Source organism: Escherichia whittamii (genome assembly GCF_014836715.1).
In the GTDB taxonomy this organism is placed as follows: Bacteria; Pseudomonadota; Gammaproteobacteria; order Enterobacterales; family Enterobacteriaceae; genus Escherichia; species Escherichia whittamii.
The window spans coordinates 62,253-88,338 of sequence record NZ_JACSQI010000002.1 but is presented as its reverse complement, the minus strand read 5'-3'; the positions used below and the strand labels follow the sequence as shown (position 1 = coordinate 88,338).

The following is a 26,086-nucleotide window of genomic DNA, read 5'->3' as shown; positions in this document are numbered from 1 at the left end:
ATATGTCTGGAGGATTAGTTACAGCTGCATACATTGTTGCCGCGATCCTGTTTATCTTCAGCCTGGCCGGGCTTTCTAAACATGAAACGTCTCGTCGGGGTAACAACCTTGGTATCGCCGGGATGGCGATTGCGTTAATCGCGACTATCTTTGGACCAGATACTGGTAACGTTGGCTGGATCCTGGTTGCGATGGTCATCGGTGGCGCGATTGGTATCCGTCTGGCGAAGAAAGTCGAAATGACCGAAATGCCGGAACTGGTGGCGATCCTGCATAGTTTCGTTGGTCTGGCGGCGGTGTTGGTTGGTTTTAACAGTTATCTGCACCATGACGCGGAAATGGCGCCGATTCTGGCCAATATTCACCTGACGGAAGTGTTCCTTGGCATCTTCATCGGTGCGGTGACTTTCACTGGGTCGGTCGTGGCGTTCGGTAAGCTGTGCGGAAAGATTTCGTCTAAACCGTTGATGCTGCCAAACCGCCATAAAATGAACCTGGCTGCATTGGTCGTTTCCTTCCTGCTGTTGATGGTGTTTGTTCGTACCGATAGTGTTGGCTTGCAGGTGCTGGCATTACTGATAATGACCGCTATTGCGCTGGTATTCGGTTGGCATTTGGTGGCTTCTATCGGTGGTGCAGATATGCCAGTGGTAGTGTCGATGCTGAACTCCTACTCCGGTTGGGCGGCAGCGGCAGCGGGCTTTATGCTTAGTAACGACCTGCTGATTGTGACCGGTGCGCTGGTCGGTTCTTCGGGCGCCATTCTTTCTTACATCATGTGTAAGGCGATGAACCGTTCCTTTATCAGCGTTATTGCGGGTGGTTTCGGCACCGATGGTTCCTCTACCGGCGATGATCAGGAAGTCGGCGAGCATCGTGAAATCACGGCGGAAGAGACGGCGGAACTGCTGAAAAACTCCCATTCGGTGATAATCACCCCAGGATACGGCATGGCGGTAGCGCAGGCACAATATCCGGTCGCAGAAATCACCGAGAAACTGCGTGCGCGCGGTATCAACGTGCGTTTCGGTATTCACCCGGTTGCAGGCCGTTTGCCCGGGCATATGAACGTGTTGCTGGCGGAAGCGAAAGTACCGTATGACATCGTGCTGGAGATGGACGAAATCAACGATGACTTCGCGGATACCGATACCGTACTGGTGATTGGTGCCAACGATACGGTTAACCCGGCGGCACAGGACGATCCGAAGAGCCCGATTGCTGGCATGCCTGTTTTGGAAGTGTGGAAAGCGCAGAACGTGATTGTCTTTAAACGCTCGATGAACACTGGCTATGCTGGCGTGCAAAATCCGCTGTTCTTCAAGGAGAACACTCACATGCTGTTTGGTGACGCCAAAGCCAGCGTGGATGCAATCCTCAAAGCTCTGTAACCTCAACGGCCTCTACGGAGGCCGCTTGCCCGCGCAGAAATGAGGCCTACATGTAAGCTGCAATGTATTGAATATGCACTAACTTGTAGGCCGCATTGGCCAAATGGCCGTTACTCTTTATTGAGATCGCTTAACAGAACGGCGATGCTTTGGCCTCCCGCCGTTTGCTCAAGCGCAATTTTGACAATAATCGTCAACGGCACAGAAAGCAGCATACCTACCGGTCCTAACAACCATCCCCAAAAGATTAATGACAAAAAGACCACCAGTGTGGAAAGTCCTAACCCGCGTCCCATAATGCGTGGCTCCAGAATATTGCCGAAGACCAAATTAATCAGCAGATATCCCGCCAGCACCAACAACGCTTCGTAGAAGCCATTAAAGACCAGAACCTGGGCGATAGGGGGGATAGCCGCCAGAACCGAACCAATATTGGGGATGTAATTAAGCGCAAAGGCCAACAATCCCCAGACAAAAGCAAAGCGAACGTCCATTGCGGCGAGCATCGCCCAGGCGACCAGTCCGGTGATGATGCTAATGGCCGTCTTCAGCACCAGGTAATGCGATACACTATCAATGGCACGTTGAATAGCCGCCATTCCCTCGGCTGGGCGAGCCATCATTTGTTGCAGTTTGCAGGGCAGTTGTGGCACTTCGAGCAGCATAAACAGCACCGTCAGCAGCAACAAAAATATCGACGACATGGCATTAGTTAACTGCGTCAGCAGGTTGGTGAGTAACGTCATTGCTGCGTTGGGGTCAATGTAATGCGCCAGTTGATCAACCGAGACATCAATACCCACGCGTTGTAATAACGGTTCCAGAGCTTGCAGCGGTTTTATGATGGAGCTGCGATAGAGCGGCAAGGTACGAGTGAGTTCATTGAGTGTTGAGCCGAGATAGGCAAGCAGCAGTATCATCGCCATTACGATGATGATCATTAAAATCGACACAGCCAGTACGCGTGGCACTCGCCAGCGAACCATGCGTTGTACCAGAGGATTAAGAATTACTGCGATAAATAGAGCGAGGATAAAGGGGACGATGATATCGGCGGCAAACCGAATGCCACAGAGAATAATGACCAGCATTCCCAACATAATGACGATTTTTAGGCCATTGAGTGTGATGATCGGCTTTGCCATTCTTATCCCCGTTTGTTCTTCCTTCACTAATAATATTTTATTTTAAGCGGCGGCATTATAACGAAAATCGAACCACTCAGGTAAAGAAATGAAAATGTTTTGAGTAAATTCTTAAGCTATGGTACAAATCAGACGTGTTCAACTACCGAGGACAATTATCATCCGCGATGACGAGAAGCAACACTGCGGATAATTGTAATATTATGGACAATTTGTTCAGGACGTTATTTTCTACATCTACTCATCTTCGTACCTCATCCACTATCTTGCTCGCAGGTGAGCAGCACTGGCGCAACGCGCTTTAGTCCTTTCTTCTGCCGAAGCTTACGCTATGCGCTGGGCTCGACCACTTTACTTAGATTTCGCTGAATTAAGCGAACATTAAAATAATTCTCTTGCAGGAGAAGGGCGATGTATTTTTATTGGGTTTTGTTAGGTCTGGCTATTGCCACAGAAATTACCGGCACGTTATCTATGAAATGGGCTAGCGTCAGTGATGGAAACGGCGGATTTATTTTAATGCTGGTGATGATTTCTCTGTCATATATATTTCTCTCTTTCGCCGTTAAAAAAATCGCGTTAGGCGTAGCCTATGCGCTGTGGGAAGGCATCGGTATTTTATTTATTACGCTGTTTAGCGTTTTGTTATTTGATGAAAGTTTATCGCCGATGAAAATTGCTGGGTTAACGGCCCTGGTTGCCGGGATTGTATTGATCAAATCGGGTACGCGTAAAGTGCGTAAATCTACGCTGGAGCAGAATCATGGTTCAGTTTGAATGGATTCACGCCGCCTGGTTGGCACTGGCAATAGTGCTGGAAATTATTGCAAACGTCTTTTTGAAATTTTCTGATGGCTTTCGCCGTAAAATCTTTGGCTTGCTGTCGCTGGCGGCGGTACTTGCTGCTTTTAGTGCACTATCCCAGGCAGTTAAAGGGATAGACTTGTCAGTGGCGTATGCATTGTGGGGGGGATTTGGTATTGTCGCCACATTAGCAGCCGGTTGGGTCCTGTTTGGTCAGCGCTTAAACCGCAAAGGCTGGGTTGGGCTGGTCCTGTTGTTAGCTGGAATGATCATGGTGAAACTTGCCTGACGCTTATGCTGCCCGTATTTTCGGGCAGCATGTAAACGCTATTGCCGGGATAACTCTTCCAGTTTGTCGCGAAAGCCGGTAACAGAGATAGCCCGGTTATCGGCCCGCCAGCGGTCTTTCGCCGCAGGCGCCGAACTTTGCACGCCAATCAACTGCCAGCCGTCATCAGTATGCAGCATTAGCGGCGAACCGCTGTCTCCCGGTAGGGTATCGCACTGATGCGACATCACTGACGTTTGCGCCCAGCCAGTCACTTCGCAATTTTTATGACTGTACAACGTATCCAGGTGATCCTCGGGATATCCTGCCTGGGTCACTTTACGACCCGCCGCCTTTAATGCGGTGGTGAGTGCTGCTTTGTCGCCCTCGAAAAGTGGTAAGGGGGTAATGCCGGAAGGCGGATTACGCAACACAATCAAACCAAAATCCCACGGCGCGGCAGCAGGCGGGACAATCCAGCCATCTCCATTAGCCTTTAACCGTTTTCCTAATGTCGGATCAACACGGCCTTCAATGTTGTGGATCTCATAGCGCCATAGCCCTTTATTCGACACAAAACGCAGCGCAATTGCTTTGTCTGGTTTGCCTTTTGGCGGCGTTAATAAACAGTGACCCGCCGTTAATGCGAGATTAGGCGCAATCAGGGTAGCCGTGCAGAGATTTCCACTGGCAGTCTCCAGTTGCCCAACTGCATCCCACGGAGATTGGGTCGTGTTAATTACCGGCACTCGATCGTCATGACCAAAAAAAAGGGTGCTGACTTCATCATTAGCCGATTCAGGACTGTCAGGTTTATCCGCAAATACAAATGCAGATGTCAAACTAATTGCACCCAGTACTACAGCAATGGTTGTACGCATATCACACTCTGGTGGGTAATTATGATTATTAAAAGCAAACCCTCATAAATACTATAGCCGGGACGGGATTAAAGTGGGAGTGAAATCAGATAACTACGATCAGAAAAGATAAAAGCGAGTGGCAATAAGTGCGCATAATATAAGGATGATAAGAATGAACTCAAAGCGATAACGGCCCACCATAGTACCCTCCGCTAAAGGCGGCGCTAAACGTTATCCGTTTAGCACCGCAATTTTCAGGCGCGAGGGGGCGCGCCATTATTGCTGTTGAAAACTCAAGCTGCTGGTTGTGCTGCTGGTTTTGCAGGTTGCTGATTGCTGTGTTTCTTGGCGTGTTTTTTCGCTGCTTGTGCTTTTTGTTCCGGTGCTTTCTGTTCAGTTGTCGCTTTTTTATGATGCTTTTTAGCCGCCTGCGCTTTTTGGGCAGGTGCTGCTTTATGCTGTTTTTTATGATGAGTGGTTTTTGCAGGTGCAGCTTTGGTGGCAGTCGTTGCTGGGGCCGGTGTGGTCGCAGTCTCTGCGGCAAAGACGGCAGAAGAGAGACTCATTGCAGCGGCAACAACCAGAGCTAATACTTTTTTCATTGTCATACCCTCAATTTGGTTTTTTATGCAACCCCACTGCGGGGCCGATGTAATGACTATATCTCGGGTAATGAGAAGCTTCCGTGAGTGGTTGGTTTCGGCATGTAACGATATGTACAAAGTAAATTGGTAAATAATAACGTGATGTGATTTAAGGTGAATCCCCTACTAATATCAGTAGTCTTGATCGAGTTTACTATTTCGCTGTTCCCAAAACGGTAGAATTACTTTGCATCATCAATAAATGACACACAGTAAATGAATCCGATAATTTGGGTGTTTATTATCCTGATGACGTTAGATGCGCTGCGGGAATTGGCTGGCGCTTCGTCTATTTTAGGATGGTTATTAACGTTGAGTTGAGCAGACAATAAGCCCGGGTGGGTATTTTACTCCACCCGGGCTTATTTTTTCAGGCGTGCAATCTATGGTGCAAACGTGTACCCACTATAATCGCGACCACCAGCATTGACGCAATAAAGGTACCGACGCCGTTCCAACCGTAGTTATGCCAAAAGACCCCACCTAATGTTCCGGCAATACTTGATCCCAGGTAGTAACTGAACAGATACAGCGAGGAAGCCTGGCCTTTGGCGCGTTTAGCGCGGGGGCCAATCCAACTGCTGGCGACCGAGTGAGCGGCAAAGAATCCGGCGGAGAAGAGCAACATTCCGGCAAAAATCAACCATATCGAACTGAATAATGTCATTAACAGGCCAACAAGCATGACACCTGTCGAAGACAACATTACAGGGCCGCGTCCAAAGCGGGTGGTCATAGTTCCGGCTTTTGGTGAACTCCAGGTGCCTGTCAAATAGACCAGCGATAATAACCCAACCACTGCCTGGCTAACATGCCAGGGGGAGAGCATCAAGCGATAGCCGATATAATTAAACAGCGTTACGAATGAGCCCATCAGCAAAAAACCTTCTGCGAATAACAAAGGCAAACCCTGGTCGCGCCAGTGCAGACGGAAGTTGATAAATAACGTTTTAGGGCGCAGTGAAGAAGGGCGGAAATGGCGAGATTCCGGAAGAATTTTCCAGAACATTAACGCCGAGGCCAGTGCGAAACAGCCAATCGCTGCCAGTGCAATTCGCCAGCTGAAGAAATCGGTAAAGACACCGCTAATTAAGCGTCCGCTCATGCCGCCAATCGAGTTACCGCTGATATACAACCCCATCGAAAAGGCGACAAAACTCGGGTGGATCTCTTCACTAAGGTAGGTCATGCCCACCGCAGCCACGCCGCTTAATGAAAGGCCAATCAAGGCGCGCATCACCAAAATGCCGTGCCAGCTGGTCATCATCGTCGAAAATAACGTACAGATGGAGGCCAACAATAGCGCCGTCACCATCACTGGCTTGCGACCAATGGCATCGGAAAGCGGGCCAGTAAACAGCAAACCGATAGCCAGCATTGCCGTTGAAATTGACAGTGAAATGCTACTGTTTGCGGGTGTTAAGCCAAACTCCTGCGAAAGAACCGGAAGGATAGGTTGCACACAATAGAGAAGTGCGAAGGTTGCCAGTCCGGCAGAAAAAAGCGCCAGGGTCACGCGCATGAATTGCGGCGTACCGCGTTTGATGAATAGGTTTGGCTGGGAAACGTTTTGCTTGTCAGTGTCGCTTGCCGGAGCGCCATCAACAGTTGTGGTACGACTCACTTGAAATCCTTACTAAATATGCGCGTTGTGTTAGCTCAGGAATAGAGTAGGAAAATCGAATTGTTATGTCTAATATATTAATAGTCTCAAATAATATGTTTAAAATATGAATATTGAATTGCGTCACATCCGTTACTTCATCGCTGTTGCGGAAGAATTGCATTTTGGTCGTGCTGCAGCTCGGCTGAATATTTCCCAACCGCCACTAAGCCAACAGATTCAGGCGTTGGAGCAACAAATTGGCGCGCGCCTGCTGGCCAGGACCAATCGTAGCGTCTCGCTCACCGCTGCAGGCAAACAATTTCTTGCCGATAGTCGCCAAATTATTTCTCTGGTAGACGATGCCGCAGCGCGAGCTGAACGTCTGCATCAGGGGGAGTCGGGAGAGTTACGCATTGGTTTTACCTCATCGGCGCCATTCATTCGCGCCGTGTCAGATACCTTATCGTTATTTCGCCGTGAATTTCCTGATGTCCATTTGCAGACACGCGAGATGAATACCCGCGAGCAAATTACGCCCCTTATCGAAGGGACACTCGATATGGGACTGTTACGCAATACTTTGCTGCCGGAGACGTTGAACCACGCGGTAATTGTGCATGAACCGCTTATGGCGATGATTCCGCACGATCATTCATTGGCCAGTAAATCTGTAGTTACGCTGGCGGAACTGGCAAAAGAGCCGTTTGTTTTCTTTGATCCTCACGTTGGGACGGGGCTTTATGATGACATTCTTGGCCTGATGCGACGCTACAATCTTACACCGGTTATTACCCAGGAAGTGGGTGAGGCAATGACCATCATAGGCCTTGTGTCTGCCGGTTTGGGGGTTTCGATTTTACCTGCCTCATTTAAGCGTGTTCAACTTAATGAAATGCGTTGGATACCTATTGCTGAAGAAGATGCGGTTTCTGAAATGTGGTTGGTCTGGCCAAAGCATCATGAACAAAGTCCGGCTGCGCGAAACTTTCGTATTCAGCTGCTGAATGCTCTCAAGTGAGGTAAAATCCAGCCAAAAAACCCGAAAAGTGTGCTGTTAATCACATGGCTAAGTAAAAATTTGACGGCACGCATTGAAGTGTTTCACCATAGCCTACAGATTATTTCGGAGCGCGAAAATATAGGGAGTATAAGGTGGTTGCTGAAAACCAGCCTGGACATATTGATCAAATAAAGCAGACCAACGCAGGTGTTGTATATCGCCTGATTGATCAGCTTGGTCCCATTTCGCGTATCGACCTTTCTCGCATGGCGCAACTGGCTCCAGCCAGTATCACCAAAATTGTCCGCGAAATGCTAGAAGCGCACCTGGTGCAAGAGTTAGAAATTAAAGAAGCGGGAAACCGTGGCCGCCCTGCGGTGGGGTTGGTGGTGGAAACAGAAGCCTGGCATTATCTTTCTCTGCGCATCAGTCGTGGTTTGATTTTCATTGCTTTGCGTGATTTAAGCAGCAAGCTGGTGGTGGAAGAGACGCTGGAGCTGGCGCTTCAGGATGAATTGCCTTTGCTGGAACGTATCATTGCGCATATTGATCAGTTTTTTATCCGTCATCAAAAAAAACTCGAACGCCTGACATCCATCGCCATTACATTGCCGGGAATTATTGATACGGAAAATGGCATTGTGCATCGGATGCCGTTTTACGAGGATGTGAAAGAGATGCCGCTCGGCGAAGCGCTGGAGCAGCACACAGGTGTACCAGTTTATATTCAGCATGATATCAGTGCATGGACGATGGCTGAGGCATTATTTGGTGCCTCTCGCGGGGCGCGCGATGTGATTCAGGTGGTAATTGATCACAATGTTGGCGCAGGCGTGATTACCGACGGTCACCTGTTACATGCCGGAAGCAGCAGCCTGGTAGAAATTGGCCATACCCAGGTGGATCCCTATGGTAAACGTTGTTATTGCGGTAACCACGGTTGCCTGGAAACCATCGCCAGTGTGGACAGCATCCTCGAACTGGCGCAATTACGCCTTAATCAATCAATGAGTTCGATGTTGCACGGGCAGCCTTTGAGCGTGGATTCCTTATGCCATGCGGCGTTGCAGGGAGACTTGCTGGCAAAGGACATTATCACTGGCGTAGGCGCGCATGTTGGGCGCATTCTGGCCATCATGGTGAATTTATTTAACCCACAAAAAATACTGATTGGCTCGCCGTTAAGCAAAGCGGCAAAGATTCTGTTTCCTGTGATTTCTGACAGCATCCGTCAGCAGGCGCTTCCAGCATACAGTCAGCATATTAGCGTTGAGAGCACTCAGTTCACCAATCAGGGGACAATGGCGGGAGCCGCGCTGGTAAAAGACGCGATGTATAATGGATCTTTGCTGATTCGTCTGTTGCAGGGTTAACATTTTTTAACTGTTCTACCAAAATTTGCGCTATCTCAAATTGAGTGCAGAAAGCATAACTTAGACTTTCCACGTTGAATTATTTTCCTGGCTTATATTAGTGAAGCATAACGGTGGAGTTAGTGATGCTGAAGCGTTTCTTTATAACAGGTACAGACACTTCTGTAGGGAAAACGGTGGTTTCCCGCGCATTGCTACAAGCGTTAGCCTCCCAGGGAAAAACGGTTGCGGGATACAAACCCGTAGCGAAGGGGAGCAAAGAGACACCTGACGGGCTGCGTAATAAAGATGCCCTGGTGTTGCAGAGTGTTTCATCAATTGAACTGCCTTATGAAGCAGTCAATCCCATTGCGTTAAGCGAAGAAGAAAGTAGCGTGGCACACAGTTGTCCAATCAATTACACGCTCATTTCAAATGGTCTGGCTAACCTGACCGACAAAGTTGATCATGTTGTAGTTGAGGGGACTGGCGGATGGCGTAGCCTGATGAATGATCTGCGTCCGCTCTCTGAATGGGTGGTCCAGGAGCAGCTACCGGTGTTGATGGTGGTGGGCATTCAGGAAGGCTGTATTAACCATGCGCTTCTGACCGCACAAGCGATTGCGAACGACGGTCTGCCGCTCATTGGCTGGGTGGCTAATCGTATTAACCCCGGGTTAGCACATTATGCAGAAATCATTGATGTGCTGGGTAAAAAACTCCCGGCACCACTCATTGGTGAACTGCCTTATCTGCCGCGCGCTGAACAGCGAGAACTGGGTCAATACATCCGTTTAGCCATGCTGCGTAGTGTGCTGTCGGTAGATAGAGTCAGGGTGTAAGGTCCGCGACATTACCGACGCAATCACGCAGGCAATCAATAAACCGGGGAGTAGCTGATACTCCCCGGTCATTTCGCATATCATCAATGTCGACATAATTGGCGCATGCGTGGTCGCAGCCAGCAGTGTTGCCATCCCAGTTAGCCCGAGTAAAAGCGTCATTTCTTCGCCGCCTGGAAGCCATAACCCCAGGCTACGTCCATACAGCATGCCAATTGCAAGTCCGATAAATAGCGTTGGCGTAAACACGCCGCCAGGCGCGCCGGAACCGCTACTGGCCAGCACGGCAAAAAGTTTGCAGATGAAGATCGCAGCAATGACCGTAAACAGTGGTGGGGTGGTTAAAAAGGATCGCACCGTACTATAACCATTGCCCCATACGGCAGGCGTGAGCAGAGAAAGCAGGCCGACGATCAATCCCCCTAACGCCAACTGCCAGGGCGGCGCCAGTTTTAGATGAACAAAACCCTGATGACTGGCGCTCATCATTTTCAACAGTAATGGTCCGCAAAGACCCGCCAGCACGCCGGTACTGATAATCAACACATAGTCCCGCACATGCAGCGTCACCTCGAGCTGAACGCTGTAGAGTAATGCATCGCTGTGATTAATAAGATTGCTGACAAGCAATGCCACCACGGCTGAAATCACCACCGGGCCAAGAGAGGCCAGCATCATGGTGCCAAACAGCACTTCGGCAATAAATAAACTCCCGGCAAGCGGTGCGCGATAGGCTGCAGCCATGCCTGCCGCAGCACCGCAGGCAATCCATAATTTCCACTCTTCACGCGGCGTAAAACGTTGGGCAAACCAGGATGCGGCAAGAGCCGCCAGTAGAATCATCGCGCCTTCACGGCCAATTGCGCTACCGCTGGCTACCACCAACAGAGAGGCCAGTGATTTTACCAGGCTTGCTGCGTAATCGAACTGTCCCTCGGTCTGCAATGCTTCCATATAATCGGTTGGCGCATGAGGGCGTTGCTGCGTAACTCTCTGCCAGCCCATGAGCAATATACCTGCCGCCAGACCGCCGAGCGCAGGAGTTAACAAGCGTCGCCACAAAGAAAGGTTTGTCGCAGCATTGACCAGACTCCCGGAATCATTGCTCAGGAACAACCACTCCAGCAACAGCATGGCATGACGGAACCCGGCAACGGCAAACGCCGCGAGAATACCGATTACTGTTGCGATAAGCAGACGACGGAACATGGTGCGCAGATCCGGGTAAAGGTGTAGATGATGCATGAGTAAAAATGGCAATTTAAATACGGGCTTCTATTTTGCGGGAAAAGACGTCAGGCGCAAAAGCTGTACGTGCTTTAAATGGAGAAAAGGTGTGACACTGTAACGTCTTTGATATTGGATGGCGCACTATTGTCGCCATCCGGTAATACCAGTTAACCTCAACGAAACAGAGGCTTAACTGCGACGGGAATCAGCAATTGTGACTGCCACTCAGCCAGCGTTAAGCGAGCCAGTTCACCAAGTGTGCGGTAAAAAGGGTGGTCTGCTTTTTCGATAAACACCTCGAGAAAGCGCGTCGACCACGGTAAAAGATGCCACGCCAGCAACTCTTCGCACTCGGTCTGACGACCATTCTCCGCCAGCCAGGCCGCCATCAGTAGCAACGAACCAAAATGATCTTCAGGCTCGTTTTGCTTCATCTCAAACTGAATGCCTTTTTCGCGCATCCATTGACGAAGTGCCAACGTTGAATCGCCAAACAGTACCGATTCACGATCTAACCAGACCGATCCCCACGGTGGAGACGGCAATGCCCACGGGCCAACGAATAAACGCTGCCAGGCCTGCGTACGTGACTCTTCACTCTGTTGCTGAAAAGCCGTTACCAGCGGCACTAAAGAAGTTTGCGGCAGAGGCCACTGAGTTTCCCAGCCATCGCTGGTCATTGCAGAAACCAGAGGCGCGGCTTCCTCGCTTTCTGGGGCGTAATAAAACAGCGCACCCAACACGCGCGCCGCGACAGAAAAATTATCTTGTTGTGAAAAATGCGTCATTCCTATCACCCTGAAACGTGCGGGTTACCCCGCACCAAGTTGTTAACCTGCGACAGCCATTCCGACCGTCATGTGCAGGCCATAAAATAGCGCTCGCCCGATCATCTCACCGCCCAGTATGAGAGTTAACCCTAACACAAGCCCGGCAACGTGAGGTTCATGGCGACGGATTAGCGGACACAGCCAGCATCCCAGACCAGCGCATAACAATACCACACGCCAGGCTTGTAATGCGGCGTAATCTGGCACCAGTGCGCTGGCTTGTTGTACGGATGAGTGAATAGAGGCCAGAGACAAACCTTGCAGCACAATCCCCCCGACACAGGCGATCAGCGCGAGAACGCTAATGATGGCAAACGGTGTAGTATTAAACGTCACGCGGGCGGCTCGCAGAATAGCCGCCGCAAGTATGGGGCCACTCAACAAAACCGTCAGGAAAAAGGCCAACGTAGTATAACCGTTATGCCAGGTTGGCACGGTATCGATTTGATAAACGCAACTCATCATCCAGACGAAAACGACACCGAGAACCATGCTGACGAGTAACCAGAGTCTCCCTAACGCTTGCGGTATCTTCCTTGTTACCACTGCCAGCCACCATAACCCGCCAACGGCAAAGAACAATGAACCGGCAGCAATTTCGTTGCTCAAGCCGGAAGCACCGATTCGATTTAGCGAATTAAATGCCCGCAGCGGTGAGCCCAGGTGCATGATGGAGGCGATAAAACCGATGCCCATCAACAGCCAGAGGAAAAGCATGCCGCGAACAATGCGCTGACGGTCTGCGTCACCTTTGGTAACCAACCAGCCAATTCCACTGACAATCAGCGCGCCCACCACACATTGGCCCAATAGGGTAAAGACAACCAGCGGCCATTCATGCCATCCATTTCCCATTTTAGACTTCCTCCGGATTAGCCAGATAACCAGTGGTATCGCCGGTCGGTCGGCTGTTGGCGTTAGGTTTGATAACGATATTGGGTTTTGTGAAATGTGCGCGCGGCAGTGGCGCGACGGCAGCCAGTGTGCCGTGCTTCTGGCGTAACTCTTCAATCGGACCGAACTCAAGCGCACGCAGCGGGCAGGATTCAACACATATAGGTTGTTTCCCTTCCGCGACACGTGAATAACAGCCATCGCACTTAGTCATATGTCCTTTTTCTGCATTGTACTGTGGCGCACCGTAAGGGCAGGCCATGTGACAGTAGCGACAGCCGATACAAACATCTTCGTCAACCACCACAAAGCCATCTTCGCGCTTATGCATTGCGCCGCTGGGGCAGACTTTGGTGCAGGCCGGATCTTCACAATGGTTACAGGAGAGGGAGAGATAGTAGGCAAACACATTCTGATGCCATACACCATTGTCTTCCTGCCAGTCGCCTCCTGCATATTCGTAAATACGGCGGAAGCTTACTTCGGGGCTAAGATCTTTAAAGTCTTTGCATGCCAGCTCGCAGGTTTTGCAGCCGGTACAGCGGCTGGAATCAATAAAAAATCCATATTGCGTTGTCATGGGCTACTCCTTAAACCTTTTCGATCTCGACGAGATTGGTGTGCTGCGGATTTCCCTTAGCAAGTGGTGAAGGGCGCAGAGTGGTCAGCGTATTCACACAGCCACCGTGGTCGATTTTATCCCCGGCCATATTTGCCTCATGCCAGGCCCCCTGACCCATAGCGCTAACGCCGGGGATGATGCGCGGCGTTACTTTTGCCGGCAGGCGGACTTCGCCACGATCGTTAAACACCCGAACCATATCGCCATTAACAATGCCGCGCTTCTGCGCATCTATAGGGTTGATCCACACTTCCTGACGACAGGCTTCTTTCAGTAGTTCGATGTTGCCGTAGGTGGAGTGAGTACGGGATTTATAATGGAAACCAAACAGTTGTAGCGGGAAGGTACTGCGTTCAGGTGAATCCCAACCTTCAAAGGTTGATGCATAAACCGGTAAAGGGCTTATCACTTCATCTTTTTCCAGTTCCCAGGTTCGGGCAATTTCCGCAAGCTTGCTGGAGTATATTTCAATCTTACCGGATGGCGTTTTCAGAGGATTCGCCTCTGGATCGTCACGAAATGCTTTGTAGGCAACGAAATGACCATTGGGATCTTTACGTTTGTAAATCCCCATTTTTTTCAGTTCATCATAAGACGGCAGTGCCGGATCTTTAGCGACCATTTGGGCGTACAGATGCTGCAACCACTGTTCCTGGGTACGACCCTCGGTGAATCGCTGATACACATCAGGTCCAAGACGTTTCGCGACCTCACTCAGGATCCAGTAAATCGGTTTGCGTTCAAATTTCTCACTGGTCACCGGTTGCAGGAATATGAGATAGCCCATGTTACCGGCGTAATCGTTAGGAATGATGTCTTCCTGTTCAACGGTCATCAGGTCTGGTAGCAAAATATCGGCGTATTTTGCCGAAGAGGTCATAAAGTTTTCGATGACCACAATCATTTCGCATTTCGACTCATCCTGCAGAATTTCATGCGTTTTGTTGATGTCCGAGTGCTGATTCACCAGGGTGTTACCGGCATAGTTCCAGATGAACTTAATCGGCACATCCAGCTTCTCTTTGCCGCGAACGCCGTCGCGTGTTGCGGTCATTTGCGGGCCATGATCGATAGCATCGGTCCAGCTAAAACAGGAGATTGACGTTTTGACCGGATTATCCAACATTGGCAAACGTTCAATGGTAATTGTGTAGGTAGATTCACGTGCGCCACTATTTCCACCGCTGATGCCGACATTGCCCGTCAGAATTGGTAACATAGCAATAGCGCGAGCGGTCAACTCGCCGTTCGCCTGGCGCTGTGGTCCCCAGCCCTGGCATATGTAGGCGGGTTTTGCTGTCCCGATCTCACGAGCCAGTTTGACGATACGGTCCGCCGGGATACCGGTGATCTGCGAAGCCCACTGCGGTGTTTTCGCTGTTTTATCGTCACCTTCGCCAAGAATATACGCCTTGTAATGACCATTTTTTGGCGCATCCGCAGGCAAGGTTTTTTCGTCATAACCTACGCAGTATTTATCGAGAAAGGGTTGATCGACGAGATTTTCGTTAATTAACACCCAGGCGATACCTGCCACCAGTGCAGCATCGGTTCCTGGACGAATAGGAAACCATTCGTCTTCACGGCCAGCAGCGGTATCGGTGTAGCGCGGATCGATAACGATCATTTTGGCGTTGGATTTCTCGCGCGCTTTTTCCAGAAGGTAAGTGATTCCGCCGCCGCTCATTCGTGTTTCAGCGGGGTTGTTACCAAACATCACCACCAGCTTGCTGTTTTCGATATCGGTGGTGCTGTTACCATCGTTACTTCCGTAGGTGTAAGGCATTGCACAGGAAATTTGCGCGGTACTGTAGGAACCATACTGATTAAGCGAACCACCGTAACAGTTCATCAGGCGTTTTACTGCAGAGGCTGATGGAGAAGAGCGAGTCATATTTCCGCCAACGATCCCCGAAGAGTACTGAATATAAACAGCCTCGTTGCCATATTGTGCGACGGTTTTTTTCAGGCTATTGGCGATGGTATCAAGCGCCTCATTCCAGCTAATACGCTCGAATTTTCCTTCGCCGCGTTTGCCTACGCGTTTCATTGGATAGTTCAGCCGATCGGGATGATTAATCCGCCGACGTATAGAACGACCACGCAAACAGGCACGTACCTGATGATTGCCATATTCGTCGTCGCCAGTATTATCGGTTTCCACCCATGTGACTTCATTATCTTTAACATGGAGACGAAGCGCGCAGCGACTGCCACAGTTGACGGAACAAGCCCCCCATACAACTTTTTCGCTGGCCTGCTGTACTGCCGCCGCTGCGCTGCGCATAGCGAAAGGCAACGATAAACTGCCAGCTGCAAGCGCCAGTGAACCTATAGCGGTAGATTTAACCAATGTTCTGCGGCTAATGCCCACCTGATTTTCATTTTTGGACATAACTCACTCCCTGATTTCTATCGTTATATACATATTTATATTTTGAATATTTAGCGTGCTAACAATAGGGAGTCTACCCATTTTAGGTTAGGAATTATTAATCCATATCAATAGAAGGGCATCAGTGATAACTGGCTACAATAGAGCATCAGAAGTACGTTGCTGGATGGCTCGCGAACGTCTTATCGAGCCTACAGATCCGTTACAGAATGTAGACCTGACAAGACGCGCCAGCGTCCATCATACTTTTACTGCGGTTCGGCAGGTGCACCATCCTGAGTCGGTTGTGCAGGGGCAGAATTGTTACCGCTGGTGGTGCGGTTATAGAGAATTTTATGCGTATCATTGGCACAATGGCCAACCACCCTGGTGTCAGGCTGATCGACCTGATCATTCGGCACAATACTTAAAGTAAAGCTACTTTCTGGTACACCGTTATTGATAATACGCTGTGAAATATCGCTCTTTATCCGTTCACAAGAATCTGGCTCGGCCAGCGCGACGGGTGAGGCCAGTGTGAGCATAAGCGCGGCACAATAAGTTGAGATTTTCATCATTGGCTCCTTAAATGAATATTACTAATTAAGCATAGCATTTCACGTGTAAAGTACTGTATTTACTACTATGATTGAGAATCATCTCTACTGCCTGGTGACTGACGTGAATTTCAAATTACTGCCATGTTTGCTTGCGATAATGCTTACAGGATGCGACCGCGCAGAAGTAACGTTTTCTTTTACGCCAGAGATGGCCAGTTTCTCTAATGAATTTGATTTCGATCCGCTGCGTGGTCCGGTTAAAGATTTCACCCAGACATTGATGAATGAACAAGGGGAAATGACGAAACGTGTTTCAGGCAGTTTATCGGAAGAGGGTTGCTTCGATTCGCTTGAATTACTGGATCTGGAAAATAATACCGTGGTTGCCTTAGTGCTGGATGCGAATTATTACCGCGATGCGCAGACACTGGAGAAAAGAGTACGTTTACAGGGTAAATGCCAGTTAGCAGAATTACCGTCCGCCGGGGTAAGTTGGGAAACTGATGATAATGGCTTCGTGGTTAAAGCCAGCAGCAAACAGATGCAGATGGAATATCGGTATGATGAACAGGGCTATCCGCTGGGTAAAACCACAGTAAGCAACGACAAAACGTTATCAGTCACTGCAACACCGTCAAATGATCCAATCAAAAAGCTTGATTACACGGCGGTTACTTTACTTAATAATCAACAAGTTGGTAATGTTAAGCAAACCTGTGAATATGACAGCCACGCCAATCCGGTAGACTGCCAATTAATCATTGTGGATGAGAGAGTAAAACCCGCCGTCGAACGGGTTTACACTATCAAAAATACCATTGATTATTATTAACGCTATTGCGCGGTCGGCTTCAGCATCGCCTGACCAGGCGTTTTATGTTCCGCCAGATACTGATGCTGGAATATACACATGCGAATGGCATTGCGATATTGACCATTAATAAAGAATTCATGCATCAATTCACCTTCGACTGTAAAACCGAGCTTACGGTAAATGTGAATCGCTTTTTCATTCTCTTTATCGACAATCAGATACAGCTTATAAAGATTAAGAACCGTAAAGCCATAATCCATTGCTAATTTCGCTGCGCGGGTTGCCAGACCTTTACCCTGGTATTCCGGAGAGATGATTATCTGAAATTCTGCGCGGCGGTGGACATGGTTAATTTCAACCAGTTCCACCAGACCCGCTTTTTCACCATCGCATTCCACCACGAAACGGCGCTCACTCTGATCGTGAATATGTTTATCGTACAGATCAGAGAGTTCAACAAAGGCTTCGTAGGGTTCCTCAAACCAGTAACGCATCACGCTGGCGTTATTGTCGAGTTGATGCACATAGCGTAAATCTTCACGCTCCAGCGGACGTAGCTTAACACTGTGGGCGCTTGTCATAACGTGTCCTTACATTCCTTATATCAATAGAAGGTTAGGGGGTAATTACGCGGCCAGTACGACGGTCCAGGCAACGTAAAGTGTTCGGTTCCCAGTAGGCATTTATGTTGGCACTTTGTTCGCATTTATCGCGGCTATCGAATGCGGCGTCAACTTTATCCCATTCTTTCTCGGTGCGTTTATTGACTTTTTGACGTAAATTGCGAGTTTCATTCCATTGCTCTTTTTCCATTGTCGCCTGTTGGCGACTCTGTGCGCTGTCGCCAGACTCGATCACCAGTTTATTGGTTTCTGCATGAGTAGTTGCGCTAAATGCCAGTGCGCAAGGTAGCAGAAAAGCGAGCAGTCCGAGCCGTTTGCAGAAAGTAATATTCATGATTCATTCCTTACATGAATGTTTAAAGGAGATTTTACACGATCCACTGCGAACGCAAAACGTACCAGAAGGATGTATAGGGTGATGATATTATTTCGAGCCATAAATATACATGATGTCAATGAGTGACAAAGATGATTAAAACAACATTACTGTTTTTTGCGACGGCCTTGTGTGAAATTGTTGGCTGCTTCCTGCCCTGGCTGTGGCTTAAACGAAACGCCAGCGTATGGCTGCTGGTTCCGGCGGGGATTTCTCTGGCGCTTTTCGTCTGGCTGCTAACATTGCATCCGGCGGCAAGTGGGCGAGTGTATGCAGCTTATGGTGGCGTTTATGTTTGCACGGCGCTGCTGTGGCTGCGGGTTGTGGATGGCGTAAAACTCAGTCTCTACGACTGGACAGGGGCATTGGTCGCGCTGTGCGGAATGTTGATTATTGTTGCTGGCTGGGGACGCGCTTGATTTTGTCGGGAATGAGAAATGTTTTTTATTATTAATAAGATACGCTCTTTCTGTCGTCCAGAATAACAGCAAAGTCTGGCTGTCTTTAGAACTATTCACTTCGTAAATACGCGCCTATTTTTGTGATCACGCTTACCTTTTACAATATTTATACTTGTATGGTAGTAGCTCAGTTGCGTAGATTTCATGCATCACGACAAGCGATGCAAGGAATCGAACATGAAGATCGTAAGGGCTGAAGTTTTTGTTACCTGTCCGGGGCGTAATTTCGTCACCTTAAAAATCACCACCGAGGACGGTATTACCGGTCTTGGCGATGCCACACTGAATGGACGCGAGCTTTCCGTTGCGTCTTATCTGCAGGATCACCTTTGTCCGCAGCTTATAGGCCGCGATGCACACCGTATCGAAGATATCTGGCAGTTTTTCTATAAAGGGGCGTACTGGCGTCGCGGTCCAGTCACCATGTCGGCCATTTCGGCTGTTGATATGGCGCTGTGGGACATTAAAGCCAAAGCCGCCAACATGCCGCTTTACCAGTTACTGGGTGGCGCGTCTCGCGAAGGGGTTATGGTTTATTGTCACACGACCGGTCACTCCATTGATGAAGCACTGGATGATTATGCTCGTCATCAGGAACTGGGATTCAAAGCCATCCGCGTACAGTGCGGCATTCCAGGCATGAAGACCACCTATGGCATGTCCAAAGGCAAAGGGCTGGCTTATGAACCTGCGACCAAAGGGCAGTGGCCGGAAGAGCAGTTGTGGTCGACGGAAAAATATCTCGACTTCATGCCAAAACTGTTCGACGCGGTGCGTAACAAGTTTGGTTTTGATGAACATCTGCTGCATGACATGCACCATCGCTTAACGCCTATTGAAGCGGCGCGCTTTGGTAAAAGCATTGAAGATTATCGCATGTTCTGGATGGAAGACCCGACACCTGCGGAAAACCAGGAGTGTTTCCGTCTCATTCGCCAACACACCGTCACGCCAATTGCGGTGGGTGAAGTCTTCAATAGCATTTGGGACTGCAAACAGCTGATAGAAGAACAACTCATCGACTACATCCGCACCACGCTGACTCATGCGGGTGGCATTACCGGTATGCGTCGGATCGCTGATTTCGCATCACTGTATCAGGTACGGACTGGTTCACACGGTCCTTCTGATTTGTCGCCTGTTTGTATGGCGGCGGCGCTGCATTTTGACCTGTGGGTGCCAAATTTCGGCGTCCAGGAATATATGGGTTATTCAGAACAAATGCTCGAAGTCTTCCCGCATAACTGGACCTTCGATAACGGCTATATGCATCCGGGCGACAAACCGGGTCTTGGCATCGAGTTTGATGAAAAGCTGGCAGCAAAATACCCCTACGAACCTGCTTATCTGCCAGTCGCACGTCTGGAAGATGGCACTCTGTGGAACTGGTAAGGAGAAAAATAATGAAAAGTATTTTAATTGAAAAACCAAATCAACTGGCAATTATCGAACGTGAAATTCCCACCCCGTCCGCGGGTGAAGTACGGGTAAAAGTGAAACTGGCCGGAATTTGCGGCTCTGATAGCCATATTTATCGCGGTCATAATCCGTTTGCGAAATATCCGCGCGTCATTGGCCACGAATTTTTTGGCGTGATTGATGCTGTCGGTGAAGGTATTGAAAACAGCCGGAGCGGTGAGCGTGTTGCGGTAGATCCGGTAGTGAGCTGTGGGCATTGCTATCCGTGCTCAATTGGTAAACCAAATGTTTGTACAACGCTGGCTGTATTAGGTGTTCACGCTGACGGCGGTTTTAGTGAATATGCCGTTGTTCCGGCAAAAAACGCATGGAAAATCCCTGATACAGTGGCAGATAAATTTGCGGTAATGATCGAACCTTTTACCATTGCAGCGAACGTTACCGGACACGGTAAACCTACTGAAGATGACACCGTGCTGGTTTATGGCGCAGGTCCGATTGGCCTGACTATTGTTCAGGTATTAAAAGGTGTTTATAACGTCAAAAATGTGATTGTTGCCGATCGCATTGATGAACGACTGGAAAAAGCGAAAGAGAGTGGGGCAGATTGGGCGATTAATAATGGTCAGACACCGCTTGGCGAAATATTCGCTGAAAAAGGAATCAAACCAACATTAATTATTGATGCTGCTTGCCATCCGTCAATTTTGAAAGAAGCGGTTACGTTGGCTTCTCCGGCAGCACGTATTGTATTAATGGGCTTCTCCAGTGAACCGTCTGAAGTCATTCAGCAGGGAATTACCGGAAAAGAACTTTCTATTTTCTCCTCCCGGTTAAATGCCAACAAATTCCCGGTCGTGATCGACTGGTTAAGCAAAGGGTTAATTAAACCAGAAAAATTAATTACCCACACGTTTGATTTTCAGCATGTTGCTGATGCCATAAGTTTATTTGAACAGGATCAAAAACATTGCTGCAAAGTCTTACTTACTTTTTCTGAATAATACCAATAACAGCGAGTAAGTAGTACGCATCTTACCTCTTATTTAGAGATATCCATTATGACAATAGAAAAACACGAAAGAAGCACTAAGGATTTGGTGAAAGCAGCAGTGTCGGGATGGCTTGGGACTGCGCTTGAATTTATGGATTTTCAGCTATATTCGCTCGGCGCAGCGTTAGTGTTTCATGAAATATTTTTCCCGGAATCATCAACCGCAATGGCGTTAATTCTGGCAATGGGAACCTACGGTGCAGGCTATGTGGCACGTATTGTCGGAGCATTTATTTTCGGCAAAATGGGCGACAGAATAGGGCGTAAAAAAGTACTCTTTATTACCATCACCATGATGGGGATCTGTACCACCCTAATTGGCGTGTTGCCGACCTATGCGCAGATTGGTGTTTTTGCGCCAATCTTGCTGGTGACTCTGCGTATTATTCAGGGGCTGGGAGCCGGCGCGGAAATTTCTGGTGCTGGTACTATGCTTGCTGAATATGCACCGAAAGGAAAGCGCGGGATTATCTCGTCGTTCGTCGCGATGGGAACAAACTGCGGTACCTTGAGTGCAACGGCAATCTGGGCTTTTATGTTCTTTATTCTCAGTAAAGAAGAACTGCTGGCATGGGGATGGCGTATACCGTTCCTGGCGAGTGTGGTGGTGATGGTCTTTGCTATCTGGCTGCGTATGAACCTGAAAGAAAGCCCGGTCTTTGAGAAGGTTAATGACAGTCAGCAATCTGCGCCAAAAGCTGTGCCTGCTGGTAGTATGTTCCAGAGCAAATCTTTTTGGCTGGCAACGGGTCTTCGTTTTGGGCAGGCAGGAAACTCCGGTCTGATTCAAACATTCCTGGCAGGTTATTTAGTACAGACATTGCTGTTTAATAAAGCGATTCCGACAGATGCCTTAATGATCAGCTCAATTATCGGTTTTATGACGATTCCATTCCTGGGTTGGTTGTCCGATAAAATTGGTCGTCGTATTCCCTATATTATTATGAATACTTCGGCCATTGTTCTGGCGTGGCCTATGCTGTCTATTATCGTCGATAAAAGCTATGCCCCGAGCACCATCATGGTTGCGTTGATTGTGATTCATAACTGTGCGGTGTTGGGGTTATTTGCCCTGGAAAACATTACCATGGCAGAGATGTTCGGCTGTAAAAACCGCTTTACCCGGATGGCAATTTCTAAAGAAATTGGTGGTCTTATTGCCTCAGGTTTTGGTCCTATCCTGGCGGGTATTTTCTGCACCATGACTGAATCCTGGTATCCGATTGCGATAATGATTATGGCTTATTCCGTTATCGGTTTAATTTCCGCGCTGAAAATGCCAGAAGTTAAAGACCGCGATTTGAGTGCGCTGGAAGATGCGGCAGAAGATCAACCGCGCGTTGTAAGAGCTGCACAACCTTCAACAAGTCTGTAAATCCAGAATCCCTTCTCTTAGTGAGGAGGGATTTTTTATTCATATAACAAACCATTCAGCTTGCCATATTGAATTTTAAGGAATTGTCATGGGAAATAATTTGTTATCAGCAAAAGCCACACTCCCTGTTTATGATCGTAATAACCTTACACCCAAAATTGTCCATTTAGGTTTTGGTGCATTTCATCGCGCGCATCAGGGCGTGTATGCCGATATCCTGGCTGCCGGGCATCATAGCGATTGGGGCTACTATGAAGTGAACCTGATTGGCGGTGAACAACAAATCGCCGATCTAAAACAGCAAGATAATCTCTATACCGTTGCGGAAATGTCGGCCGATGCCTGGACCGCGCGTGTCGTGGGGGTAGTGAAAAAAGCGTTGCATGCGCAAATAGACGGTTTAGAGGCTGTGCTTGCTGTCATGTGCGAACCACAAATTGCTATTGTTTCTCTGACTATTACAGAGAAAGGCTATTTTCACTCTCCGGCGACCGGGCAGTTAATGCTGGATCACCCGATGATCGTTGACGATCTAAACAATCCCCACAAGCCGAAAACGGCGCCTGGGGTTATTGTGGAGGCGCTGGCTCGGCGCAAGGCCGCAGGGTTACCGGCATTTACGGTGATGTCGTGCGACAATATGCCGGAAAATGGTCATGTGATGCGTGACGTTGTCACTTCTTATGCGCATGCTGTCGATGCCGAACTGGCGCAATGGATTGTAGAGAATGTGACTTTTCCTTCGACAATGGTCGATCGCATTGTCCCGGCGGTAACGGCAGAAACGTTGAACAAAATCGAGCAGCTCACCGGCGTGCGCGATCCCGCGGGTGTAGCCTGTGAACCGTTCCGTCAGTGGGTTATTGAAGATAACTTTGTTGCCGGACGTCCGGAATGGCAAAAAGCAGGGGCTGAACTGGTCAGCGATGTGCTGCCTTATGAAGAGATGAAACTGCGTATGCTCAACGGCAGTCATTCATTCCTGGCGTATCTGGGCTATCTGGCCGGATATCAGCATATTAACGACTGCATGGAAGATGAAAATTATCGCCGTGCGGCACATGCCTTGATGTTGCGGGAACAGGCGCCGACGCTGAAAGTGCAGGGCGTGGATCTGCAAAATTATGCTGATCGACTGATTGAACGCTACAGTAATCCAGCGTTACGCCATCGAACCTGGCAGATTGCGATGGATGGCAGTCAGAAACTCCCGCAGCGTATGCTGGACTCCATCCGCTGGCATCTGACACAGGGCAGTGCGTTCGATCTGTTGGCGCTTGGCGTCGCTGGTTGGATGCGATATGTCGGCGGTGTTGATGAGCAGGGTAATCCCATCGAAATTAGTGACCCGTTATTACCGGTCATTCAGAAGGCCGTGCAAAGTAGCGGAGAAGGGAAAGCGCGCGTTCAGTCCTTGATGGCGATTAATGCGATATTTGGTGATGATTTGCCGAATAATGCATTGTTCATTGCAAAGGTGACGGAAGCGTATTTATCTTTATTAGCGCATGGCGCGAAAACGACCGTGGCGAAATATGCGGTGAAGTGATCAGTGACAGCAATGCCGCCATCGGCGGCATTCACACGCTTAGTTCATGCCGAGACGAATCAGGTCCAGAGGCGCGAGTTTTTCATCACAACCTTCAACTACTACGGTTTTACCGCGGCGGATTTGCTCTGCGGTCAGACCTTCAGTGTCAATCGACAGGATCTTGCCAGTGTGACCGGTGCCGCTAACCATAACACGGCTGCCAGTAGTGATTGCGTTACGGTTACGATCGTAGGTCGTCATAGGTGTTTTCTCCTTTCTGATTTACAGTCGAAGCCCACGTAACGGGCGCAATATAAATACTCCTGTCGAGTGAATTTTTTTTTGTTTATGATCAAGTTCACATCTTTTTTGATGCTTGCATAAACCAGAAGAAGGGGATGAACTCTCACCCCGAATGGGATGAGAGGAAAAGAATTACTCTTCGCTGAACCAGTCGCTATTTTCCTGGCGTATCAGTTGTACGGACTCGCTGATCTCCTGCAAATGCAATGCCATTGCCTTTTCAACGGCATCACCATCATGTGTTTGCAGCGCAGAGAAAATATCCATGTGCTGGCGAAGCAGCATTTCCGGTGGCGAAACGTGGTCAAAACTCATGTAGCGCACCCGATCAACGGTCGCTTTCAGGTTTTCAATGGTGTCCCAGGCGAGTTGACAGTCGGCAATCTGAGTCAGGAGTTGATGGAAGTTGTCATCAAGTTCAAAAAAATCATCCAGTTGCTTGCGCTCAATGGCAATGCGTTGCTGGTGAAGATTTTGCTCAAGTTGGTAGCACTGGCTTTCAGTAATCATGCTCGCTGCCCGCCGAGCCACCGCGCACTCAATGGCCTGTCGAATAAAACTGCCATTGCGAACCTGGGTCATAGAGATTTTATTGACGTAGCTGCCACGCTGCGGGCGAATTTGAATCAGGCCGTTTTCAGCCAGTTTAATGAAGGCTTCGCGAACCGGCTGGCGTGACACATTGAAACGAACAGAAACTTCTTTTTCCGACAACGGCGTACCTGGTGCAATCAGGCAATGCACAATGTCGCGGCGAAGAATACGATAAATTTGCTGATTGACAGGCTGTGTGGGATTAAGTTGTGTTTCGACGGTCATTCGTTCTTGCTTTTGAGTGGGTTAACCGCAAGAGTCTACCACTTTTTTGTGACAAGCAATAACCCGGCGGTGAGGCCGGGTATAAAAATTAATGCCGATGGACATTCAGACCAGCATAACTTTGGGTAACCGGCATCATTTCCAGGGTATTAATGTTAACGTGAGCAGGGAGAGTGGCTACCCACCAGACGGCTTCAGTGACATCTTCTGGTGTCAGCGCGACGGTATTTTGATAGGTCTTTTCTGCTTTGCCGTCATCGCCTTTAAAGCGGACATTGGAAAATTCGGTGCCGCCTACCAGTCCCGGTTCGATGTCTGTGACACGTACTGCCGTACCGTGCAGATCTGTGCGTAGATTCAGGCTGAACTGACGAACAAACGCTTTTGTCGCGCCGTAGACGTTGCCACCAGCATATGGCCAGCTACCCGCTGTTGAACCAATGTTAATAATGTGACCACGATTGCGCTCAACCATACCCGGCAGGACTGCGCGCGTCATATACACGAGGCCTTTATTGTTGGTATCAATCATGGTTTCCCAGTCTTCAACGCTCGCTTTATGTGCAGGTTCCATACCCAGCGCCAGTCCAGCATTGTTCACCAGAATATCAATGTCGCGCCACTCGGCAGGAAGCGATGCCAGCATTTCTTCAATGGCGGCGCGGTTACGAACGTCCAGTTGGGCGATATACAGATTGTTTCCCAGCTCGTCTTTTAACTCCTGCAACCGCTCCTGACGACGGCCAGTGGCGATAACTTTATGCCCTTGTTGAATAAAACGACGAGTAATGCATTCACCAAAACCTGCCGTTGCTCCAGTTACTAAAACGATCATCTCACTGTTCCTCAACGCTTTTGTGTGTCACTAACATAGCACGTGATGCTT

General features: G+C 49.0%; 30 protein-coding genes. 14 read left to right on the top strand and 16 right to left on the bottom strand.

Annotation, left to right across the window (positions count from 1 at the left end):
* The first annotated feature begins 2 nt into the window (after positions 1 to 2).
* On the top strand, positions 3 to 1,391 hold the full coding sequence (gene pntB / locus H9644_RS03170) for a Re/Si-specific NAD(P)(+) transhydrogenase subunit beta (protein WP_064529994.1): 1,389 nt from the start codon (positions 3 to 5) through the stop codon (positions 1,389 to 1,391).
* Positions 1,392 to 1,501: 110 nt separating this feature from the next.
* Here pntB and tqsA read toward each other — a convergent pair whose 3' ends face one another.
* Positions 1,502 to 2,536, bottom strand: coding sequence for an AI-2 transporter TqsA (tqsA, locus tag H9644_RS03165; protein WP_064529993.1), 1,035 nt, complete (start codon positions 2,534 to 2,536; stop codon positions 1,502 to 1,504).
* Between the two features lie 134 nt (positions 2,537 to 2,670).
* Here tqsA and H9644_RS22040 point away from each other — a divergent pair, with 134 nt between their 5' ends.
* From H9644_RS22040 to mdtI, 3 genes are all read left to right on the top strand, one after another.
* The gene (locus H9644_RS22040; RefSeq protein WP_105289288.1) at positions 2,671 to 2,841 is read left to right on the top strand and encodes a protein YdgV; all 171 of its coding nucleotides are present in this window, start codon (positions 2,671 to 2,673) and stop codon (positions 2,839 to 2,841) included.
* A 106-nt stretch (positions 2,842 to 2,947) separates the two neighbouring features.
* Positions 2,948 to 3,313 carry a multidrug/spermidine efflux SMR transporter subunit MdtJ gene (gene mdtJ, locus H9644_RS03160; protein ID WP_064529992.1) on the top strand — a complete coding sequence of 122 codons (366 nt, stop codon included), beginning with the start codon at positions 2,948 to 2,950 and terminating at the stop codon, positions 3,311 to 3,313.
* Positions 3,300 to 3,629 carry a multidrug/spermidine efflux SMR transporter subunit MdtI gene (gene mdtI / locus H9644_RS03155; protein ID WP_064529991.1) on the top strand — a complete coding sequence of 110 codons (330 nt, stop codon included), beginning with the start codon at positions 3,300 to 3,302 and terminating at the stop codon, positions 3,627 to 3,629. Before mdtJ ends, mdtI begins: the two co-directional genes overlap by 14 nt.
* Positions 3,630 to 3,667: 38 nt before the next feature.
* Here mdtI and H9644_RS03150 read toward each other — a convergent pair whose 3' ends face one another.
* The 3 genes from H9644_RS03150 to asr form a co-directional block, all read right to left on the bottom strand.
* Positions 3,668 to 4,489 (bottom strand): trypsin-like serine peptidase, encoded by an 822-nt coding sequence (locus H9644_RS03150; RefSeq protein WP_064529990.1) that lies wholly within the window; start codon positions 4,487 to 4,489, stop codon positions 3,668 to 3,670.
* 99 nt (positions 4,490 to 4,588) lie between these two features.
* Entirely contained in the window at positions 4,589 to 4,672 is an 84-nt protein-coding gene (locus H9644_RS03145; RefSeq protein ID WP_000233091.1) for a small membrane protein YdgU, read from the bottom strand.
* Between the two features lie 92 nt (positions 4,673 to 4,764).
* Complete coding sequence (gene asr, locus H9644_RS03140; RefSeq protein ID WP_064529989.1) at positions 4,765 to 5,073, bottom strand: acid resistance repetitive basic protein Asr; 309 nt, start codon at positions 5,071 to 5,073, stop codon at positions 4,765 to 4,767.
* A 258-nt stretch (positions 5,074 to 5,331) separates the two neighbouring features.
* On the opposite strand from asr, the gene H9644_RS21895 reads away from it, so the two are divergent.
* Positions 5,332 to 5,436: a KPN_01571 family protein gene (locus H9644_RS21895; protein WP_222928544.1), complete on the top strand. Its 105-nt coding sequence runs from the start codon at positions 5,332 to 5,334 to the stop codon at positions 5,434 to 5,436.
* 49 nt (positions 5,437 to 5,485) lie between these two features.
* Here the strand turns inward: H9644_RS21895 and H9644_RS03135 are convergent, their stop codons facing one another.
* Positions 5,486 to 6,739: an MFS transporter gene (locus H9644_RS03135; RefSeq protein ID WP_064529988.1), complete on the bottom strand. Its 1,254-nt coding sequence runs from the start codon at positions 6,737 to 6,739 to the stop codon at positions 5,486 to 5,488.
* A gap of 106 nt (positions 6,740 to 6,845) precedes the next feature.
* On the opposite strand from H9644_RS03135, the gene H9644_RS03130 reads away from it, so the two are divergent.
* From H9644_RS03130 to bioD, 3 genes are all read left to right on the top strand, one after another.
* On the top strand, positions 6,846 to 7,739 hold the full coding sequence (locus tag H9644_RS03130) for a LysR family transcriptional regulator (RefSeq protein ID WP_191773133.1): 894 nt from the start codon (positions 6,846 to 6,848) through the stop codon (positions 7,737 to 7,739).
* A gap of 134 nt (positions 7,740 to 7,873) precedes the next feature.
* A complete protein-coding gene (gene mlc, locus H9644_RS03125) occupies positions 7,874 to 9,094 on the top strand; it encodes a sugar metabolism global transcriptional regulator Mlc (protein ID WP_064529986.1) in 1,221 nt (406 codons plus the stop codon).
* A 125-nt stretch (positions 9,095 to 9,219) separates the two neighbouring features.
* Complete coding sequence (bioD, locus tag H9644_RS03120) at positions 9,220 to 9,915, top strand: dethiobiotin synthase (protein WP_064529985.1); 696 nt, start codon at positions 9,220 to 9,222, stop codon at positions 9,913 to 9,915.
* Here the strand turns inward: bioD and clcB are convergent.
* The 6 genes from clcB to H9644_RS03090 form a co-directional block, all read right to left on the bottom strand.
* Positions 9,868 to 11,160, bottom strand: coding sequence for a voltage-gated ClC-type chloride channel ClcB (clcB, locus tag H9644_RS03115; RefSeq protein ID WP_191773129.1), 1,293 nt, complete (start codon positions 11,158 to 11,160; stop codon positions 9,868 to 9,870). The genes bioD and clcB overlap by 48 nt on opposite strands.
* A gap of 158 nt (positions 11,161 to 11,318) precedes the next feature.
* On the bottom strand, positions 11,319 to 11,933 hold the full coding sequence (dmsD, locus tag H9644_RS03110) for a Tat proofreading chaperone DmsD (RefSeq protein WP_064529984.1): 615 nt from the start codon (positions 11,931 to 11,933) through the stop codon (positions 11,319 to 11,321).
* A 42-nt stretch (positions 11,934 to 11,975) separates the two neighbouring features.
* Complete coding sequence (gene ynfH, locus H9644_RS03105; protein WP_191773127.1) at positions 11,976 to 12,830, bottom strand: selenate reductase membrane anchor subunit YnfH; 855 nt, start codon at positions 12,828 to 12,830, stop codon at positions 11,976 to 11,978.
* Position 12,831: 1 nt separating this feature from the next.
* Positions 12,832 to 13,449: a DMSO reductase like molybdoenzyme iron-sulfur subunit YnfG gene (gene ynfG / locus H9644_RS03100; protein WP_064529982.1), complete on the bottom strand. Its 618-nt coding sequence runs from the start codon at positions 13,447 to 13,449 to the stop codon at positions 12,832 to 12,834.
* 10 nt (positions 13,450 to 13,459) lie between these two features.
* Positions 13,460 to 15,886, bottom strand: a complete 2,427-nt coding sequence (gene ynfE / locus H9644_RS03095) for a selenate/tellurate reductase subunit YnfE (protein ID WP_191773124.1) — start codon at positions 15,884 to 15,886, stop codon at positions 13,460 to 13,462.
* A 248-nt stretch (positions 15,887 to 16,134) separates the two neighbouring features.
* Positions 16,135 to 16,440, bottom strand: a complete 306-nt coding sequence (locus H9644_RS03090) for a DUF1161 domain-containing protein (protein WP_064529980.1) — start codon at positions 16,438 to 16,440, stop codon at positions 16,135 to 16,137.
* 106 nt (positions 16,441 to 16,546) lie between these two features.
* On the opposite strand from H9644_RS03090, the gene H9644_RS03085 reads away from it, so the two are divergent.
* Positions 16,547 to 17,257, top strand: a complete 711-nt coding sequence (locus H9644_RS03085) for a YnfC family lipoprotein (protein ID WP_191773121.1) — start codon at positions 16,547 to 16,549, stop codon at positions 17,255 to 17,257.
* Positions 17,258 to 17,259: 2 nt separating this feature from the next.
* Here the strand turns inward: H9644_RS03085 and speG are convergent, their stop codons facing one another.
* Complete coding sequence (speG, locus tag H9644_RS03080) at positions 17,260 to 17,820, bottom strand: spermidine N1-acetyltransferase (RefSeq protein WP_064529978.1); 561 nt, start codon at positions 17,818 to 17,820, stop codon at positions 17,260 to 17,262.
* Between the two features lie 34 nt (positions 17,821 to 17,854).
* Positions 17,855 to 18,196, bottom strand: coding sequence for a DUF1283 family protein (locus H9644_RS03075; RefSeq protein ID WP_064529977.1), 342 nt, complete (start codon positions 18,194 to 18,196; stop codon positions 17,855 to 17,857).
* Positions 18,197 to 18,330: 134 nt separating this feature from the next.
* Between H9644_RS03075 and H9644_RS03070 the strand changes: the two genes are divergently transcribed.
* From H9644_RS03070 to H9644_RS03050, 5 genes are all read left to right on the top strand, one after another.
* The gene (locus H9644_RS03070; protein WP_064529976.1) at positions 18,331 to 18,657 is read left to right on the top strand and encodes a YnfA family protein; all 327 of its coding nucleotides are present in this window, start codon (positions 18,331 to 18,333) and stop codon (positions 18,655 to 18,657) included.
* A gap of 219 nt (positions 18,658 to 18,876) precedes the next feature.
* Positions 18,877 to 20,091, top strand: coding sequence for a starvation-sensing protein RspA (gene rspA / locus H9644_RS03065; RefSeq protein ID WP_064529975.1), 1,215 nt, complete (start codon positions 18,877 to 18,879; stop codon positions 20,089 to 20,091).
* Between the two features lie 11 nt (positions 20,092 to 20,102).
* Positions 20,103 to 21,122: a Zn-dependent oxidoreductase gene (locus tag H9644_RS03060; protein WP_191773118.1), complete on the top strand. Its 1,020-nt coding sequence runs from the start codon at positions 20,103 to 20,105 to the stop codon at positions 21,120 to 21,122.
* Positions 21,123 to 21,179: 57 nt separating this feature from the next.
* On the top strand, positions 21,180 to 22,547 hold the full coding sequence (gene ydfJ, locus H9644_RS03055; RefSeq protein WP_074399636.1) for an MHS family MFS transporter YdfJ: 1,368 nt from the start codon (positions 21,180 to 21,182) through the stop codon (positions 22,545 to 22,547).
* An 88-nt stretch (positions 22,548 to 22,635) separates the two neighbouring features.
* Positions 22,636 to 24,096, top strand: coding sequence for a mannitol dehydrogenase family protein (locus tag H9644_RS03050; RefSeq protein ID WP_191773115.1), 1,461 nt, complete (start codon positions 22,636 to 22,638; stop codon positions 24,094 to 24,096).
* A 39-nt stretch (positions 24,097 to 24,135) separates the two neighbouring features.
* On the opposite strand, the gene ydfZ is transcribed toward H9644_RS03050, so the two are convergent.
* The 3 genes from ydfZ to ydfG all read right to left on the bottom strand — a co-directional run bounded on the left by ydfZ (position 24,136) and on the right by ydfG (position 26,035).
* Positions 24,136 to 24,339, bottom strand: coding sequence for a putative selenium delivery protein YdfZ (gene ydfZ / locus H9644_RS03045; RefSeq protein ID WP_000214710.1), 204 nt, complete (start codon positions 24,337 to 24,339; stop codon positions 24,136 to 24,138).
* A 174-nt stretch (positions 24,340 to 24,513) separates the two neighbouring features.
* Positions 24,514 to 25,200: a DNA-binding transcriptional regulator rspR gene (gene rspR / locus H9644_RS03040; RefSeq protein ID WP_135410699.1), complete on the bottom strand. Its 687-nt coding sequence runs from the start codon at positions 25,198 to 25,200 to the stop codon at positions 24,514 to 24,516.
* 88 nt (positions 25,201 to 25,288) lie between these two features.
* The gene (ydfG, locus tag H9644_RS03035) at positions 25,289 to 26,035 is read right to left on the bottom strand and encodes a bifunctional NADP-dependent 3-hydroxy acid dehydrogenase/3-hydroxypropionate dehydrogenase YdfG (protein WP_191773112.1); all 747 of its coding nucleotides are present in this window, start codon (positions 26,033 to 26,035) and stop codon (positions 25,289 to 25,291) included.
* Between the last annotated feature and the right edge of the window lie 51 nt (positions 26,036 to 26,086).